Consider the following 15799-nt stretch of genomic DNA (forward strand, 5'->3'; position numbering starts at 1 on the left):
CTAGCCGCGGCGCAGCGCGAAATGCGCGCCGCAAAACGCCATCACGGCGCCAAGACATAGCGCGGCGAGCCCGGCGAGCACGCCCGAGACGGACGGGATCGGGCTCGGCGCCGAGGCCACCTGGCCCGCACCGGCAAGCAGCAGCACGCCGACCGCGATCAGGAACTGCCGCATCCGCTGCGGGATCTGTCCGGAGACGGCGCTCTGCATCAATGTCGCCGTGAAATAGCCGCCGGAGAAACCCACCGTGGCAATCAGCCACCAGGCGATCGCTGCGCCCGCGGGTATGAATTCGTGCGTGTCGGAATGCCAGAGCCCGCCGAGGTCGAGCCCGTAGCGCGCGCCCAGCATGTGCACCGCGAGCGCGAGCAGCACTCCGGAGATCACGGCGGCGCCGAGAATCAGGCGGCGCGGAAAAAAGGTCGTCTCAGCCATGCCCCGCTTGTAGGATGGGCGAGGGCGATCGCGCAAGCCGATCGCAGGCGGGATTGCGCGGACGGGATTGATTGTGGGGATACAGGTTTCGGGAGCGCAAGGCCCGTCGGTCACGAGCTACGCCTACAAGGCGTCGCTGATCGGCTCGGCGCATCGTTTCGAGCTGACGGACGAGGGCCTGTCCTGGCACATCGCCGGCCGCTCCGGCCTGTGGCGCTATGACGAGATCTCGGCGATCCGGCTGTCGTTTCGCCCGGTGTCGATGCAGCAGCACCGCTTTCGCGCCGATGTCAGCCACACCGGCGGCGGCCGCATCAGGATCCTGTCGACGAGCTGGCAGACCGCGGCGTTAATGGCGCCGCAGGACAACGGTTTTCGCGATTTCATCATCGAACTGCACGCACGTATGGCGCAAGCCGGCAGCCGCGCCGAATTGACCGCAGGCCTCGGCCGCAAGACCTATGCGGCGGTGCTGGCCTTCCTGGCGGTGCTGACGGTGGCGATGACGGGGCTGCTGATCCGCGCGCTCCTGATCGGCGAATTCGCCGGCGCCCTCTTCATCATCGGTTTTGCCGCGCTGTTCGCCTGGCAGGTCGGCGGCTTCGTGCGGCGCAACCAGCCGCACAGCTACAGTTTTGATCGTGTGCCGAAGGCGTTGCTGCCCTAGGTGCAATCGGCCGCAATCAAACGTGACTTCGTGCCCCTGCGCCGGTGTCGCATCGTGCTGTCATGCCAACCATGGATCGCAACAGGCAGCAGCCTACAGCGGATGAGATCGTCGAAATCAACCGTACGCATCTGATCGATACGCCGCTCCGGCCGGCCGATCTGTTGTTCATGTTCGGCACCCGCGAGGACGTTGGCTTGCGCGCCGACACCGCCGCGAGGCTGTGGCGCGAGGGCCTTTTCCGCTGGTCGATTGTCAGCGGTGGTGTGACGCCGGGCTCGGAGCAATCTGAGTGCACCATCATCAAGGCAGCGATGGTCGCGGCCGGCATTCCGGCGGACCTCATCCTCGAGGAACATCGCGCAATGAACACCGGCGAGAACGTGATCTTCTCGCTGCCGATCATTGATGCAGCGCTTGGACTGCGAAACATCCGGAGCGTGATCTGCCTCGGCAACACCTGGACGGCGCGCCGCTACCCGATGACGCTGCACCGGCACTGGCCTGACGTCGAGAAGATGCTGCTCACCGTCGACAGCTTTGCGACGCCGCGCGCGCTCTGGCACACCAATGTCGAGTTTCGCCGGCGTGTCCTGCACGAATGGGACAAGATCGAGCCGTACAAGGCGAGGGGCTTTATCGCGGAATGGCCGGCGACCTGAGCGGCGAAGGGCCGGATCTTTGTTGCGACGCGTTTTCGAACCGGTATCACTTCGCTCGCAACGCTCTCGCTTACTCCGTCGAGTCGAAATCCTCTTCCTTGGTGCCGAGCAGCGACACGAGTGTGCGCAGGCCGGAATCGAGCTGCTCGAGCGAGGGCGGGGCGAGCGCGAGCCGCACCGCGTTCGGTGCATGTCCGTGCGCAATTGCAAACGTCGAGGATGGCGTCAGTGCGATGCCGCGCCGGGCTGCTGCGGCGACGAAGGTCTGCGAGCGCCAGTGTGGCGGCAGCGTCAGCCACAAATGATAGGAACGGGCGTCGGCCGCGATCTGGTAGCCGGCAAGCAGCCTTGCCGCGGTCTGCTGCCGGCGCGCAGCGTCGATCCGTTTCAGCCGCGTCAGCTCGGCGACGGTGCCGTCGGCCATCAGCCGCTGCCCGGACGCCAGCGCGTGGCCCGAGGCGATCCAGCCGCCGGTCCGGACCGCGCTCATCACGCTCTCGCGCAGATGCGGCGGGGTCACGAGGATGCCGAGCGCGAGGCCCGGTGCGACCTTCTTGGACAGGCTGTCGATCACGATGCAACGGTCCGGCCCGAGCGCTGCCAGCGGTGTGTCGTCGGCGAGGAAGCCGTAGACGGCGTCCTCGATGATGGTGAGATCGAGCTTCTCGGCAACGCGCATGATGTCGGCGCGCCGCGTCGCGTTCATGGTGACGCCGAGCGGGTTCTGGATGATGGGCTGGAGATACAGCGCCGACAGATGCGCTTCGCGATGCGCTTTCTGGATCGCATCGGGCCGTGCGCCGTATTCGTCCATCGGAATCGGGACCAGCGTCACGCCGAGCCGCGCCGCGATGCTCTTGACGTAAGGGTAGGTCAGCGCCTCGACGCCGCAGCGGCCGCCGGTGGGAACGAGGGCGGCGAGCGCGGCGGCGAGCGACTGCTTGCCGTTGGCGGTGAAGACGATCTGCTCGGCCTGCGGCGTGAAATCCTTGCGCGCGAGATAGGCGACGGCCGCATTGCGCGCGCTCTTGGTGCCGGTGCTGGTCGAGACGCGCAGGGCGGATTCGAGCGCGTCGACGCGCTCGAGCCCGGCAAGGCTCTTGGCGATCATCGCCCATTGCTGCGGCAATAACGGATAATTGACCTCGAAATCGATCCGCGCGTCGCGCGGCTCGCTCAACGCCTCGACCTCGCGCTTGATGTCGCCGGAGATGAACGTGCCGCGGCCGACCTCGCCGACGACGAGCCCGCGGCGAAGCAACTCCGTATAAACCCGGCTCGCGGTCGAGACCGCGATGCCGCGGTCATAGGCAAAGTTGCGCTGTGGCGGCAGCCGGTCGCCGGGCCTTAACGTGCCTTTAGTGATATCGGCCGCAATGGCATCGGCAAGCTTCACGTATTCGAACTTGGACATTATTGCACCGAGAGCAATGTTTTACTTGCTCCGAGTAGTGTACTGGAGCATTTAAGTTCCATCAAGTTCCGCGATTGAGCCGAGGAGAGCGAGAGCAATCCGATGGCAAATGAGGTGCAGGCGCTCACAGCGTCCGCGCCAACGGCACCTGCTTCGCTGCGCGGACAATAGGCCGGAGAAGAAAAATGACCACGATCTCGCAAACTGCCGGGCGGAGTTTACGCCCATCCTCGTCGGGCGGATTTTTCAGCACGCTCGCCAACGTTGCCCATGCGCTGTTCGATCGTCTGGAGCGCCGCTCTGCCGTCAAGACGCTGAACGAGCTCGACGACCACGCCTTGCGCGACATCGGGATCACGCGCAGCCAGATCGAGGACGCCGTCTACGGGCAGTTCAAGGCCGAGCTGACGCGGTATCTGTGAGTTTGTTCGGCCGCCACGCCCGCAAGTCCGGGCGTGGTGACAATGCCTCCGCGTCGTCATTGCGAGCGGAGCGAAGCAATCCAGACTGCCACCGCGGAAAGACTCTGGATTGCTTCGCTCCGCTCGCAATGACAGCGTTTGTTGTGGCGCTCAGTGCCTGACCACCAGCACCGAGCACTTGGCGTAGCGCACGACGTGCCCGGCATTGGAGCCGAGGAAATAGGTGCGCATCGCCGGCCGGTGCGAGGTCATCACAATCAGGTCGGCCTTCATGTGCATGGCCTCCTCCAGGATCTCATGATAGATGCCGCCCTGTCGCACCACGCTGGAAATGCGCCCCGTCTCGATGCCTGACTCCCGCGCGACGATGGCGAGTGCTTCCTCGGAGGTCTGGCGCTGCTGCTCGTCGAAATCGGCCGGGACGTATTCGGCGAGCATCACCGGCGTCATCGGCAGCACGTTGAGCAGTCGTATCGATCCGCTCCAGGTCTGCGACAGCGTTATCGCGGTCGCGAGCGCCGGCTTGGCCAGATCGGTGTCGGCGAGGTCGATGGGCACGAGGATGGACTTGAACATCTGCGTCTCCCAATTGACCAAGCTAGGATCAACCGGTCGAGACGGCGCGCCCCGCGCGTCTCAACCCGATCGAAGCAGCTTGGGGCTGACGAACAGCACCAGTTTGCCGCGGCGGTAGGCCACGTCACCCCAATCCTTGACGTCAAAGTCGAAGATCGCAAGCCCCGACGTGGGCAGATTGTGAGCGAGCGCCTTGGCGCCCGCCGGATCGCCGCCGCCCATCAGCATCAGCGCGGCCTCGTGCATGCCGGGATTGTGGCCCACCAGCAGCAACTGCTTCGGGTTGGCCGGAACGGTTGCGGTGCGAATGGATTCCAGGATCTGGGCGGGATCGGCGCCGTAGAGTTCGGGCAAGACCTCCACCTGCGGCGCTGCGACGCGGTCCTTCATCGTCTCCCAGGCAATGTCCCAGGTCTGCCGGGCCCGGACGGCGTGCGACACCAGCACGGCCTTGGGGAAGGGGGGATGGGTGGCCAGCCAATCCCCGATCTGCGCGGCATCCTTGTGGCCGCGGTCGTCGAGGCAACGATCCTGGTCACGGCCGCTCGGCGCGTCAGTCTCGGTCTTGGCGTGACGCAGCAGCATCAAACGGCGCATGGCATTCTCGAATCGTTACGCGTCCAGATAATCTACAGGCGCCGGTTGAGGACAAGGTGACAAGGGCCCGATCGGTCCTTTAAGGAAACGACATGAGCGAGACTTTCACAAGCGTGTCCCAGGAAGAAGCCGGCTTTCGTGAACGCACGCGACTGTCGTTTGATCTCGACGCCGACATCTGCGTGATCGGGGCCGGGCTTGCCGGGCTCTCCATCGCGCTGGAGGCAGCCCGGCTCGGAGCCAGCGTCGCGGTGCTCGAGGGCCGCCATATCGGCTGGAACGCCTCCGGAAACCAGCTCGGCACCGTGATGCCGGGCTTTGCGCTGCCGCTCGCAGATTTGATCGAGCGCATCGGCTTCGAGGACGCGCGCGAATTGTGGACACTGGCGAAGGAGGGCGCCGAGTTCGTCCGGGCCAACGCCACCGAAGAGAACATGCCCGGCATTGGCCCGAGCGATGGCGTGCTGGAGGTCTCCAACGTCGATGCCGGCGACCGGCTGATCAGCCGGTTGCAGATGCTCCACGAGGATTTCGACACGGAGGTCGAGGGCTGGCAGGTGGATCGCGTCCGCGAGGCGCTCAAGACCGACCGTTACTTCCACGGCGTCTATTATCCCCGGGCATTCCAGCTCGACGGCCGCAAATATGTGCACGGCCTCGCAGCGCTGGCGCGGCGAGCGGGAGCGCGCATATTCGAGGATACGCCGGTCGTCAGCATCGATCATTCCGGCATCCGCAAGCGCATCGTCACGCCCTCGGCGCGGCTGCGCGCCACCCACATCGTGCTCGCCGGCAACATCCACCTCGGCGCGCCGTTGAGGCGCCTGTCGGAGACGCTGCTGCCGGTCTGGCGCTATGCCGGGATTACCGCGCCGCTCGGCGAGTGCGTGCACGAGATCGTGGCGTTCAAGGGATCGGTGATGGATTCCGACGGGGTCGACCATTTCCGTGTCGTCGACGGCGACCGCCTGATGTGGGAAAGCCCCGAGACCACCTGGGCCGCGCGTCCGCAGCGCTTTGCGGGCGCGGTCAGGCGGCGGATCAGATCGATTTTCCCCCAGTTCGGCGATGTCGAGATCGCCGACATGTTCGGCGGCGCCACCGGCCAGACCGTGCACGGCATGCCGCAGATCGGCCAGTTGCGCAAAGGCCTGTGGGTAGCGAGCGGGTTCGGCCGCCAGGGCATGAACACGTCGGCCGTGGCCGGGCAGCTGATCGCGCGTAGCATTTTGTGGGGCGACGACCGCTGGAAGCTGTTCTCGCCATTCGAGCTGGTCTGGGCGGGCGGCACGACCGGGCGGGTCGCGGGCCAATTGGTGGGAGTTTGGGGCAGGGCGAGTTCCGCCGCCGCAGGCTCGCTCGCCCGCTACCGCGAGCGTGCGCGGGTCAAGGACCGGGAACGCGAGGCGCGCCTCGCTGAAGCCAACCGGGCCGCCGGCACTGGTCCTCGCCGTCCGCCGCCCAGCGTCCGGCCGCAGCCGGCTCCTCCGCCGAAACCTGTGGCCGAGGATGTGGAACCGGCCTCGTAGGACCAGGGTGTCTCGCGATAAGTTGATAAAAACCCCGCCCGGACGTGTAACGTCGGCCGTTAGAGCCCGTATCTCAGAGCGTGGACTCCCCCGCGCACGGAGAATGAGATGTTTGACCGCCGCATCCTGCTGACGACTGTTGCCGGCCTGTTCGGCCTTTCGGCCTTCCGCTGGCTGAGAGGAACGCCTGCCGAGGCTGGAGAGAAGGCCACGCAAAAATTCGAGATCGAGAAGACGGACGCCGAGTGGCGCGCCCAGCTCACGCCGCAGCAATATGAAATCCTCCGCAAGGAGGGCACCGAGAGGCCAGGCTCCAGCCCGTTGCTCAAGGAACACCGCAAGGGCATCTTCGCCTGCGCCGGCTGCGACCTGCCGCTGTTCTCGTCCGAGACCAAGTTCGAGAGCGGCACGGGTTGGCCGAGCTTCTACCAGCCGATCGAAGGCAATGTCGGCAAGACCGAGGACCGCACCTTCGGCATGGTGCGCACCGAAGTGCATTGCCGGCGCTGCGGCGGCCATCTCGGCCACGTCTTCGACGACGGTCCGAAGCCGACCGGATTGCGCTATTGCATCGACGGTTTCGGGCTGGTCTTCCACCCAGCCGCCGCGTCGGCAACGTAGGTCTCGCTGGAGTCATTCCGGAGTGATGCGTGATTATCGAATCCGGAATCTCGAGCTTCTCAGGTGCGCAATTGCGAACCTGAGTTCGGTGCTGCGGGCCGCCCCGGAATGACCCGATGCCCCGGCAATTGTTGCCGGCCCGGCAATTGTGCCCCGGTCATCGGACCGGGGCCTTCCCATTCAAGTCATTGATTTCCTGAGAATACCCGCATTGGCATAGCCCTTGCGACTGTCTCTTCCGACTGCGGCCATGGTCGACCGGCCGCCGAGATCGGATCTGGAGACAAAGTTATGGGTATCTTCGATGCAATGAACACCTCGGTGGGTGGCCTGCAGGCGCAGTCCTACGCGCTGCAGAACATTTCCGGCAACATCGCGAACTCATCCACCACCGGCTACAAGGGCATCGGGACCAGCTTCGTCGACCTCATTCCCGACGCCTCGGTGCCGAGCAAGCAGGTCGCGGGCGGCGTCACGGCCAACGCCAAGGCGACCATCACGACGCAGGGCACGATCTCAGGCTCCAGCGTCGCCACCAACATGGCGATCACCGGCGACGGCTTCTTCTCGATCCAGAAGGCAACCGGCGTCGTGGATAACGTGCCGGTGTTCAGCGGCGTCACCTATTACACCCGCCGCGGTGACTTCCAGCTCAATTCCAACGGCAACCTGGTCAATGGCGCCGGCTACTATCTGATGGGCGTCACGGTCGATCCCAAGACCGGCAACCCGACCGGCAATGTGGCGTCCGTCCTGAAATTCCAGAACAACTTCATCCCGGCACAGGCGACAACCTCGATCCAGTACGCCGCGAACCTGCCGAGCGTGCCGAACACGGGGGCGAGCTCGACCGCGGCGAGCGGCACGCTGCTGGCGGCCGGCGGCCTGAACCCGTCCGATTTCGCCGCCAACCCGCTGATCGTCGGCACGCCGCCGCCGCCCTATTCGAATGCGACGGTCTCCGGCGCGGCGGCCACCGGCAATCTGCGCTCGGCCTATACGGCGACGACCGCGACTGGCTCGGTGGCGCTGCAGGACAACGCTTCGGCGGCGGCAACTGGCAGCACGCCTCTCGATGCCGGCTTGGCCACGCATCTCAACACCAGCCTTCTCACCAACCTCGCCGGCAAGTCGTTGACGGTCAACGGCCAAACAATCAACTTCGACAACACCGTCTCGGGCGCTTCGACGGCTGCAGGCCCCCCTGTCGTCACCACGATTGGTCTGAAGTCGCCCACCAGCGCACTGATGTCGGATGTCCTCAACGCGATCGCGTCTGGAGCCGGCGTCCCCACGACCAGCGTGACTCTGACCGCCAGCGGTAACATCCAGATCACGACCAACACCACGGCCGACGTGACGATCGGCGGCACTGCGGCAGGCTTGCTCGGCGTCAGCAGCGTGACGCGCGGCGGTAACGTGCTGTCCACCCCCGCGATTACGAGTGGTACACAGCTCGGCGGCACCGTGACGCCCGGCGGGGCGGAAGTCCTCTCGACGCCCTTCCTGGTCGGCCAAAAGATCCAGGTCAACGGCACGGGAGCTGCCAATACGATCACCTTCGTGGCCTCCGGTGCTAGCCCTCCGAACCAGATCAACATCACCGACTCCATAGCGACTCTGCTCAGCCAGATCGACACGCTCAGCGGTGCGAGCGGTTCTTCGATCAGCAACGGCGTGATCACCCTGAATACCGGTATCGCCAATCCCACCTTGACGGTGACCAGCAACAACAGCAGCGCCTTCGCTGCGCTCGGCTTCACGTCGTCCATCTCCAAGAACCGCGGTGGTGGCGGCACTGCCGGCACCGGCGGCGTGATCGGCAACGACATCGCCACGTTCACCAAGGAATCGATCAGCGGCGGTGCGGTCACCGCCTACAACGCCGCGGGCACGCCGGTGAACCTGCAGCTGCGTTGGGCCAAGACCGACAGCGCCTCGCTGGGTACCGGCCATTCCGACACCTGGAACTTGTTCTACCAGACCGATCCGAATGCGACCGGCACGACGGTCGGCTGGGTCAACACCGGGCAGGCCTTCACCTTTGCCAGCGACGGCTCGCTGACCTCGCCGAGCGGATCGGGCATCACCATCAACAACGTCAGCGTCGGCGGCCAGTCGCTCGGCTCGGTCGCCTTCAACATGTCCTCGGGCGGGCTGACGCAATATGCCAGCACCAGCGGCGCGGTGACGATCAACACCATCACGCAGAATGGCTACGCCGCCGGTCAGCTCCGCTCGGTTGCCGTCAACAACAGCGGCCTCGTGGTCGGCACCTTCTCCAACGGCCAGAACCTCAACCTCGCCCAGGTGACGCTGTCGCACTTCAACGGCACCAATTACCTCAAGGCCCTCGACGGCGGCGCTTACGCCGCGACCGAACAGTCGGGCACAGCGATCGACGGCGCGTCGGGCAGTATCAGCGGCTCGTCGCTGGAAGGCTCGAACACCGACATCGCCGACGAATTCACCAAGCTGATCGTGACCCAGCAGGCCTATTCGGCCAACACCAAGGTGATCACGACAGCGAATTCGATGGTGCAGGATCTCTTGAACGTGTTGCGCTGATCGGCGCGTGACGTAACCAAAGGCGGCTAGTGATATGGGTTTGAGTTCAGCCCTCGCCAGTGCGATGAGCGGTCTGCGTGCCAACCAGGCCGCGCTCTCGATCGTCTCCTCGAACGTCGCCAACTCGCAGACGCCGGGTTACGTCGTTCAGAGGCCGAACCAGATCGAGGTCACCACCGGCGATTTCGGCTCGACGGCGATGACGACCGGCGTCAGCCGGGAGCTCGACACCTTTGTGCAGAACCAGCTGCGCACCGAGACCGGCGGCAGCGGTTACGCCGACCAGATGGCTAACATCCTGAAGCAGCTTCAGAGTGTCTACGGCACGCCCGGCAACAGCGGCACGCTCGAAACCGCGCTGAACAAATTCACCACGGCGTTGCAGGCGCTGTCGACGAGCGCCGGCTCGTCGTCGGCGCAGACGGTTGCCCTCGGCGCGGCGCAGGCGTTGGCGAAGCAGCTCAACGTCACCACCAACGGCATCCAGTCGCTGCGCTCCAACGTCGAGCAGGATCTCGGCACGTCGGCACAGCAGGCCAACGCGGCGATGCAGCAGGTCGCCGACATCAACACCAAGCTTCAGGGCTTGTCGGCAAACGACCCGTCCGCCGCGACGCTGATGGACCAGCGCGACCAGGCCATCAACACGCTGTCGAAATATGTCGACGTTCGCGTCACCACCGACGGTTCGAACCAGGCCAATATCTACACCACGACAGGCATCCAGCTCGTCGGTGCCGGGCTCGCCTCGCAATTCACCTTTGCCTCCGCCGGCGCGCTGTCGGCGACCTCGCTCTACAACGCCGACCCGGCCAAGTCGGGCGTCGGTGCGCTCAACATCAAGCTGCCGAACGGCTCGCAGCTCGACGTCGTCGCCAACAACGTGGTCTCCTCCGGCCAGATCGCGGCTGATCTCAAGCTGCGCGACCAGACGCTGGTGCAGGCGCAGGACCAGATCGACCAACTCGCCGCGACGATGTCGAGCGCGCTGTCGGACAAGACCACGGCCGGCAGCACGGTCTCGGGCCCGCCGGCCGGATTCGATCTCGACCTTGCCGGTGCGCAGCCGGGCAATACGGTCAACATCACCTACAAAGACACGGCGACCAACACCCAGCGCCAGATCACGCTCGTCAACGTGACCGACCCGGCGGCGCTGCCGCTCCAGAACGCCACCAATGCCAACCCGATGCGGGTGGGCGTCAATTTCTCCGGCGGCATGAATGCGATCGCCGCTGCGCTCAACACCGCGCTCTCAGGCTCGCACCTGACGTTCTCCGCAGCTCCGTCGCCGGCGACGGCCACGACGCTGCGGGTGACCGATGACAATACCGGCCTTGCCCAGGTCAATTCGGCCTCGACCACCAAGACGATCTCGTCGCTGACCTCGGGCAGCCCGCAGCTGGCGGTGTTCACCGACGGCGGGCAGGCGCTCTACACCGGTGCGATCACCGCCTCGGGCTCGCAGATGACCGGCCTTGCCGGGCGCATCGCCGTGAACACGCAGCTGGTCAGCGATCCCACGCGGCTGTCCGTCTACAACACCTCGCCGGTGACGCCCGCCGGCGATACCACGCGCTCGGACTATCTCTATTCGCAGCTCACCAATGCGGTGTTTTCCTATTCGCCGACGACCGGCCTCGGCTCGGCGAACCAGCCCTTCACCGGCAGCGTCTCGAACTACCTCCAGCAGTTCCTGAGTGTCCAGGCCAACGCCTCGACCCAGGCCACCCAGCTCCAGCAGGGCCAGAGCGTCGTGGTCTCGACGCTCCAGGCCAAGTTCGAATCGACCTCCAGCGTCAATCTGGACTCGGAGATGTCGAACCTGATCCAGCTTCAGAATGCCTATGCCGCCAACGCCCACGTCATGTCGGTGGTGCAGAGCATGATGAACACGTTGATCCAGGCTCAAGTGTAACCAGTACAGGGTTCTAAAAGATGTCGATCAGCAGCATCAACTACTCTTCGTCGGTTCTCGGCGCGCAGATCCGCAACATCAATCAGCAGCTTACCGACCTGTCGACGCAGCTCGCAACCGGCAAGCTGTCGCAGAACTATTCCGGGATGGGCACCAACGAGGGCTTTGCGATCGCCGGGCGTTCGCAGCTCTCCAACATCGCCGCCTATACCGACACGATCACGAACGTGAACGTGAACATCAACCTCGCCAATACCGCGCTCCAGTCGCTCACGACGATCCGCAACACGGTGCAGACCGGCTCCGCAAGCACCGCGCAGGATCTCAACGTCAACGGACAGACCGTCGCGCAGAACACGGCCGCTTCGCAGTTCGGCTCGATGGTCGGCGTTCTCAACACGCAGTCGGGCAACCGCTATCTGTTCTCCGGGACGGCGTTCAACACGCAGTCGGTTGCCAATGCCGGCGACATCATCAACGGCACGACTACGCAGGCGGGCTTCAAGACCGTCATGGCGGAACGCCAGGCCGCCGACCTCGGTGCCAACGGCATGGGACGGCTGGTGCAGACGCAGCCGACGCCGAGCTCGGTGCGGGTATCCGAGGACGTCGCCGGATCGCCGTTCGGAATGAAGATCGCGGCGGTGTCCTCGACGCTGACGGGTGCGACGGTCACCGGCCCGAGCGGCTCGCCGGTGTCGTTCTCGGTCGATCTCAACGGCCTCAACCCGGACGACGGCGACAAGCTGAGCGTCCAGTTCACGCTGCCGGACGGCACCACAGGGCAGGTCGACCTGACCGCGTCCACGGCCACGCCGACGCCGATCGGCAGCTTCGCGATCGACGCGACGACTCCCGGCAACACCGCCGCGAACCTCAACACGGCATTGAACACCGCGATCACGAAGCTCGCCAACACCTCGCTTGTCGCGGCATCCGCGATCACGGCTGGCGACAATTTCTTCAACACCGCAAGCTCTGCGATCGGTGCGCCGGTCAACAACCAGGCGGCCCCGCCGGCTCCGATCAGCGGAGCAACGGCGCTGTCCGGCGCGAGCCCCTCGAACTCGATCTCGCCGGGCTTCGTCGCCGGCGACACCATCACCGTGAACGGCACCACGCTGACCTTCGTCAATTCGGGCGCGACCGGCAACCAGCTCAATGTCGGCGACAGCATCCAGACGCTGATGAGCAAGATCGACCAGATCACGGGCACGTCGAAGCCTTCGACCGTGCATGGCGGTTCGATCACGATCAACACGGACGACGCGGCGAGCCTCAACATCACGACCTCGAACTCGGGCGCACTCAACGCGCTCGGTTTCGGCTCGACGCCGGTCACCGCGACGCAGCCGCCATTGCGCGTCGGTTCTTCACCGGCGAGTTCGGCGACGACGCTGGTCAACGGCTCGGCCAATACCGTGAAATGGTACACCGGCAATGACGGGCCCGGCTCGCCGCGCTCCACGGCGATGGCGCGGGTCGATGATTCAGTCACGGTGCAATATGGCGCGCAGGCCAACGAGGACGCGATCCGCCAGCAATTGCAGGCGATCGCCGTGTTCGGGACGTTCTCGACCTCGCCGACCAGCCAGTATGCGGGCGGGCAGGTCTCCGCGCTGAGCCTGCGGGTGACGCAGTCGCTGACGAAGCAGCCCGGCCAGCAGCACATCGAGGACATCCAGACGGACCTCGCGATGGCCCAGAACACGATGAAGGACGCAGGCACGCGCCAGACCCAGGCCAAGGCGCAGCTCCAGTCCATCATCGACCAGGCGGAATCGGCCTCGCCGGATCAGGTGGCGAGCGAGCTCCTGTCGCTCCAGAATGCGCTTCAAGCGTCCTACCAGGTTACCTCGAAACTCGCGCAGCTGTCGCTCGTCAAGTTCCTGTAACGGCGCATTAAGACGCCGTTAACCATGCCTCTTTACCTTTTGGTGAGGAGTTGAGCGGGGCGGGGGCCGTCGATGTCGGACAAGATGCAGCTGGTGGTGGCCACGCCGTGCTTCGGCGGGCAGGTCTCGAGCATTTATGCGAGCTCGATCTTCGCGCTCCAGCGCGCCGTGCACGGCATGTCCAATCTCGAGCTCAAGGTGCTCCTGCGTGACGGCGATGCGCTGATCACGCGCGCGCGTGCCAATCTGGCCGCGATGTTTCTCGACGATCCAAAGGCGACCCATTTCCTGTTCATCGACGCCGACATCGGCTTCAAGCCCGAGCAGGTGTTCCGGCTGATCGAATGCGGCGCGGATGTCGTCGCCGGCTGTTATCCGATCAAGCGGGTCAACTGGGACAAGGCGAGGCGGGCGATCGAGTCCGGCCGCGCGGATGTGCCGGCGGCCGCGCTCGATTATGTGCTCGAGATCGAGGATCCCGACCGCATCGTGGTGGTCAACGGTTTTACCCGCGTGCGCTACGCCGGCACCGGCTTCCTGATGATCCGCCGCCACGTGCTGGAGGCGATGTGCCGCCATCCCAACTATGCCGGTCTGCAATTCTTCCGCGAGCATTCGCACGACACGCTGGCGGCGAGCCAGAACCGCTTCGCGCTGTTCGAATGCATGATCGATCCGGCGACGGGGACGTATCTCTCCGAGGACTTCGCCTTCTGCAAGCGCTGGACCGACATCGGCGGCGAGATCTGGGCCGACATCGAGAGCTCGCTGGATCACGTCGGGCCGTCGGTGTTCCACGGCGACATCGCCTCGCAATTCGCAGCCGCGCCTGCGGCAGCTGCCGATGCGGCGTGAGCCTTCCGGGATGAGCGCCGGCGCATCCGGTCTGTCAGTCCCCGAGCGCACATTCGACGGCGGCTCGCGCTACCGCCTGCGCGATCTCTTCACGCCATTGGACACGCTGCTCGTCTCCGGCGGAGATCCGCGGCTGGCGCTCGACGCTGGGGATCGCGTCAATGCCTATGGCTGTGCGGCCTCGCCGGAACCCGAGATCTGGAATTTCGCCTCCTCGACGGCATCGACGATCTCGCAACTCGCCTATGACCGCGCCGCGCTGGCGCGCGAAGAGCTGATGCACAGGTGCCTGTTCGACGAGGTCGAGATCGCCTTCGATGCGCGCTGCGAGGACATGCGCGAGGAGTTGCGCGGCCATCTCCAGCTCTCGCCGCGCGTCGACGTCGTGTTCTCGCCGTCTGGCACCGATTCCCAGCTTCACGCCCTGTTCCTGGCGCGTGCGGTGCTCGGCGCGCCTCCAGTGACGATCGTGGTCGGCGCCGACCAGACCGGTAGCGGCACGGCCCAGACCGCGCGCGGTCACCATTTCAGCTCCATGACGGCGAGCGGCCTTGTCGTGCGCAAGGACGGCGCGGTTGCCGGACTCGCCGGCGCCAGCGTGACGTTGCCGCTGCTTCGGGCCGGGCCCGGGATCGCGATGCGCGCCGACACAGATGCCGCGGTGCTGGAGGCGATCGAAGCGACGATCGCGCAAGGTGCGCCCGTGCTGCTTCAGATCATGGATTCCTCGAAGCTCGGCTGGCGCGCGCCGGGCGTGACCTGTCTCGATGAGATCGCGCGGCGCTGGCCGCGCAAGGTTCAGGTCGTCGTCGACGCCTGTCAGGCGCGGCTCGGCCGCCGCCGGCTGCGCTCCTATCTCGACCGCGGCTATATGGTGCTGATCACCGGCTCGAAATTCTTCGGTGGCCCTGCCTTCAGCGGCGCGGTGCTGGTGCCGAAAGGGTTTTCGCGGTCGCTCGACCGCATTGAGGGGATTGCGCCGGGCTTCTTCGACTATGCCGGCCGCTGCGATTGGCCGATGGCCTGGACGGCGCTGCGCTCACGCTTCGAGCGTCGGCCGAATTTCGGACAATGGCTGCGCTGGGAGGCGGCGCTCGCGGAGATCGGCGGCTACTACGCCGTGCCCGGAGCTTTCCGCGTCAGGGCGCTGGCCGAGCTTGCCGCCGGCATCGACAGCATGATCGCGCTGTCGCCGTCGCTTCAACCCGTTCCAACGGCGACCGAGAAGACTGCCGGGGACGACGAGGAGTTCGCGCACGCCACGATCTTTCCGTTCATGCTGCTGCGCGACGGCAAGCCGGTCTCGATGGCCGAGACCGGCGCCGTCCATCGGGCGCTGCGGCGTGACATGAACGACGAAATCAGCGGCAGCGCGGCGGACCGGCAGATCGCCGTCCAGCGCAGCCTGATCGGCCAGCCGGTCCGGCTGGAGCGGCAGGACGATGCGCCGCAAGCCGTGCTGCGCCTCTGCGTCGGCGCCCGGCTCGTGACCGAGGCCTGGTCGCCGGATATGGCGCAGGCACGATGCAATGTGCAGCACCTGCTCGATCGCATCGCCCATGTCCTGGTGAAGATCGAGCTGCTGCTTGACCGCGGCGCAGCCGCAACCGCACCGGAAAAGTCCGCGTTCGAGGTATGAG

General features: G+C 65.6%; 14 protein-coding genes. 10 read left to right on the forward strand and 4 right to left on the reverse strand.

All coding sequences use genetic code 11. The features are described 5' to 3' along the window. On the reverse strand, positions 1–435 hold the full coding sequence (locus tag AB7Z56_RS14675) for a hypothetical protein (protein ID WP_028158298.1): 435 nt from the start codon (positions 433–435) through the stop codon (positions 1–3). A gap of 79 nt (positions 436–514) precedes the next feature. On the opposite strand from AB7Z56_RS14675, the gene AB7Z56_RS14680 reads away from it, so the two are divergent. Both AB7Z56_RS14680 and AB7Z56_RS14685 read left to right on the forward strand, forming a co-directional pair. Then, on the forward strand, positions 515–1102 hold the full coding sequence (locus tag AB7Z56_RS14680) for a hypothetical protein (RefSeq protein ID WP_085405938.1): 588 nt from the start codon (positions 515–517) through the stop codon (positions 1100–1102). 71 nt (positions 1103–1173) lie between these two features. After that, the gene (locus AB7Z56_RS14685; protein ID WP_434057416.1) at positions 1174–1764 is read left to right on the forward strand and encodes a YdcF family protein; all 591 of its coding nucleotides are present in this window, start codon (positions 1174–1176) and stop codon (positions 1762–1764) included. Between the two features lie 70 nt (positions 1765–1834). On the opposite strand, the gene AB7Z56_RS14690 is transcribed toward AB7Z56_RS14685, so the two are convergent. Continuing rightward, positions 1835–3178, reverse strand: coding sequence for an aminotransferase-like domain-containing protein (locus AB7Z56_RS14690; RefSeq protein ID WP_014493975.1), 1344 nt, complete (start codon positions 3176–3178; stop codon positions 1835–1837). 185 nt (positions 3179–3363) lie between these two features. On the opposite strand from AB7Z56_RS14690, the gene AB7Z56_RS14695 reads away from it, so the two are divergent. After that, complete coding sequence (locus tag AB7Z56_RS14695) at positions 3364–3600, forward strand: DUF1127 domain-containing protein (RefSeq protein ID WP_071912174.1); 237 nt, start codon at positions 3364–3366, stop codon at positions 3598–3600. A gap of 150 nt (positions 3601–3750) precedes the next feature. Here AB7Z56_RS14695 and AB7Z56_RS14700 read toward each other — a convergent pair whose 3' ends face one another. Both AB7Z56_RS14700 and AB7Z56_RS14705 read right to left on the reverse strand, forming a co-directional pair. After that, positions 3751–4176: a universal stress protein gene (locus AB7Z56_RS14700; RefSeq protein WP_071917342.1), complete on the reverse strand. Its 426-nt coding sequence runs from the start codon at positions 4174–4176 to the stop codon at positions 3751–3753. Positions 4177–4236: 60 nt separating this feature from the next. After that, entirely contained in the window at positions 4237–4773 is a 537-nt protein-coding gene (locus AB7Z56_RS14705) for a SixA phosphatase family protein (RefSeq protein ID WP_085405886.1), read from the reverse strand. Positions 4774–4865: 92 nt separating this feature from the next. Here AB7Z56_RS14705 and AB7Z56_RS14710 point away from each other — a divergent pair, with 92 nt between their 5' ends. The 7 genes from AB7Z56_RS14710 (at position 4866) to AB7Z56_RS14740 (ending at position 15798) form a co-directional block, all read left to right on the forward strand. Beyond that, entirely contained in the window at positions 4866–6302 is a 1437-nt protein-coding gene (locus AB7Z56_RS14710) for an NAD(P)/FAD-dependent oxidoreductase (RefSeq protein ID WP_085405887.1), read from the forward strand. A 108-nt stretch (positions 6303–6410) separates the two neighbouring features. Further along, positions 6411–6923, forward strand: a complete 513-nt coding sequence (gene msrB / locus AB7Z56_RS14715) for a peptide-methionine (R)-S-oxide reductase MsrB (RefSeq protein WP_028148532.1) — start codon at positions 6411–6413, stop codon at positions 6921–6923. A gap of 291 nt (positions 6924–7214) precedes the next feature. Further along, positions 7215–9491 (forward strand): flagellar hook-basal body complex protein, encoded by a 2277-nt coding sequence (locus AB7Z56_RS14720; RefSeq protein ID WP_085405888.1) that lies wholly within the window; start codon positions 7215–7217, stop codon positions 9489–9491. Between the two features lie 34 nt (positions 9492–9525). Beyond that, on the forward strand, positions 9526–11409 hold the full coding sequence (flgK, locus tag AB7Z56_RS14725) for a flagellar hook-associated protein FlgK (protein ID WP_354124049.1): 1884 nt from the start codon (positions 9526–9528) through the stop codon (positions 11407–11409). 20 nt (positions 11410–11429) lie between these two features. Next, positions 11430–13304 (forward strand): flagellar protein, encoded by a 1875-nt coding sequence (locus tag AB7Z56_RS14730; protein WP_354124050.1) that lies wholly within the window; start codon positions 11430–11432, stop codon positions 13302–13304. Between the two features lie 72 nt (positions 13305–13376). Next, on the forward strand, positions 13377–14159 hold the full coding sequence (locus AB7Z56_RS14735) for a hypothetical protein (protein WP_063982262.1): 783 nt from the start codon (positions 13377–13379) through the stop codon (positions 14157–14159). Beyond that, positions 14149–15798: a hypothetical protein gene (locus AB7Z56_RS14740; protein WP_085405891.1), complete on the forward strand. Its 1650-nt coding sequence runs from the start codon at positions 14149–14151 to the stop codon at positions 15796–15798. The genes AB7Z56_RS14735 and AB7Z56_RS14740 overlap by 11 nt, the downstream gene beginning before the upstream one ends. Position 15799 lies beyond the last annotated feature (1 nt).

Origin of the sequence: Bradyrhizobium sp. 482_C4_N1_8 (assembly GCF_052075965.1) — a bacterium.
GTDB classification, from domain to species: domain Bacteria; phylum Pseudomonadota; class Alphaproteobacteria; order Rhizobiales; family Xanthobacteraceae; genus Bradyrhizobium; species Bradyrhizobium barranii.

Excerpts from the sequence above, each read along its gene's own strand:
- AB7Z56_RS14675 (WP_028158298.1), bottom strand. The coding sequence starts at position 435 with ATGGCTGAGACGACCTTTTTTCCGCGCCGCCTGATTCTCGGCGCCGCC.
- AB7Z56_RS14685 (WP_434057416.1), top strand. The coding sequence starts at position 1,174 with ATGGATCGCAACAGGCAGCAGCCTACAGCGGATGAGATCGTCGAAATC.
- AB7Z56_RS14690 (WP_014493975.1), bottom strand. The coding sequence starts at position 3,178 with ATGTCCAAGTTCGAATACGTGAAGCTTGCCGATGCCATTGCGGCCGAT.
- AB7Z56_RS14695 (WP_071912174.1), top strand. The coding sequence starts at position 3,364 with ATGACCACGATCTCGCAAACTGCCGGGCGGAGTTTACGCCCATCCTCG.
- AB7Z56_RS14700 (WP_071917342.1), bottom strand. The coding sequence starts at position 4,176 with ATGTTCAAGTCCATCCTCGTGCCCATCGACCTCGCCGACACCGATCTG.
- AB7Z56_RS14705 (WP_085405886.1), bottom strand. The coding sequence starts at position 4,773 with ATGCGCCGTTTGATGCTGCTGCGTCACGCCAAGACCGAGACTGACGCG.
- AB7Z56_RS14710 (WP_085405887.1), top strand. The coding sequence starts at position 4,866 with ATGAGCGAGACTTTCACAAGCGTGTCCCAGGAAGAAGCCGGCTTTCGT.
- msrB (WP_028148532.1), top strand. The coding sequence starts at position 6,411 with ATGTTTGACCGCCGCATCCTGCTGACGACTGTTGCCGGCCTGTTCGGC.
- AB7Z56_RS14720 (WP_085405888.1), top strand. The coding sequence starts at position 7,215 with ATGGGTATCTTCGATGCAATGAACACCTCGGTGGGTGGCCTGCAGGCG.
- flgK (WP_354124049.1), top strand. The coding sequence starts at position 9,526 with ATGGGTTTGAGTTCAGCCCTCGCCAGTGCGATGAGCGGTCTGCGTGCC.
- AB7Z56_RS14730 (WP_354124050.1), top strand. The coding sequence starts at position 11,430 with ATGTCGATCAGCAGCATCAACTACTCTTCGTCGGTTCTCGGCGCGCAG.
- AB7Z56_RS14735 (WP_063982262.1), top strand. The coding sequence starts at position 13,377 with ATGTCGGACAAGATGCAGCTGGTGGTGGCCACGCCGTGCTTCGGCGGG.
- AB7Z56_RS14740 (WP_085405891.1), top strand. The coding sequence starts at position 14,149 with ATGCGGCGTGAGCCTTCCGGGATGAGCGCCGGCGCATCCGGTCTGTCA.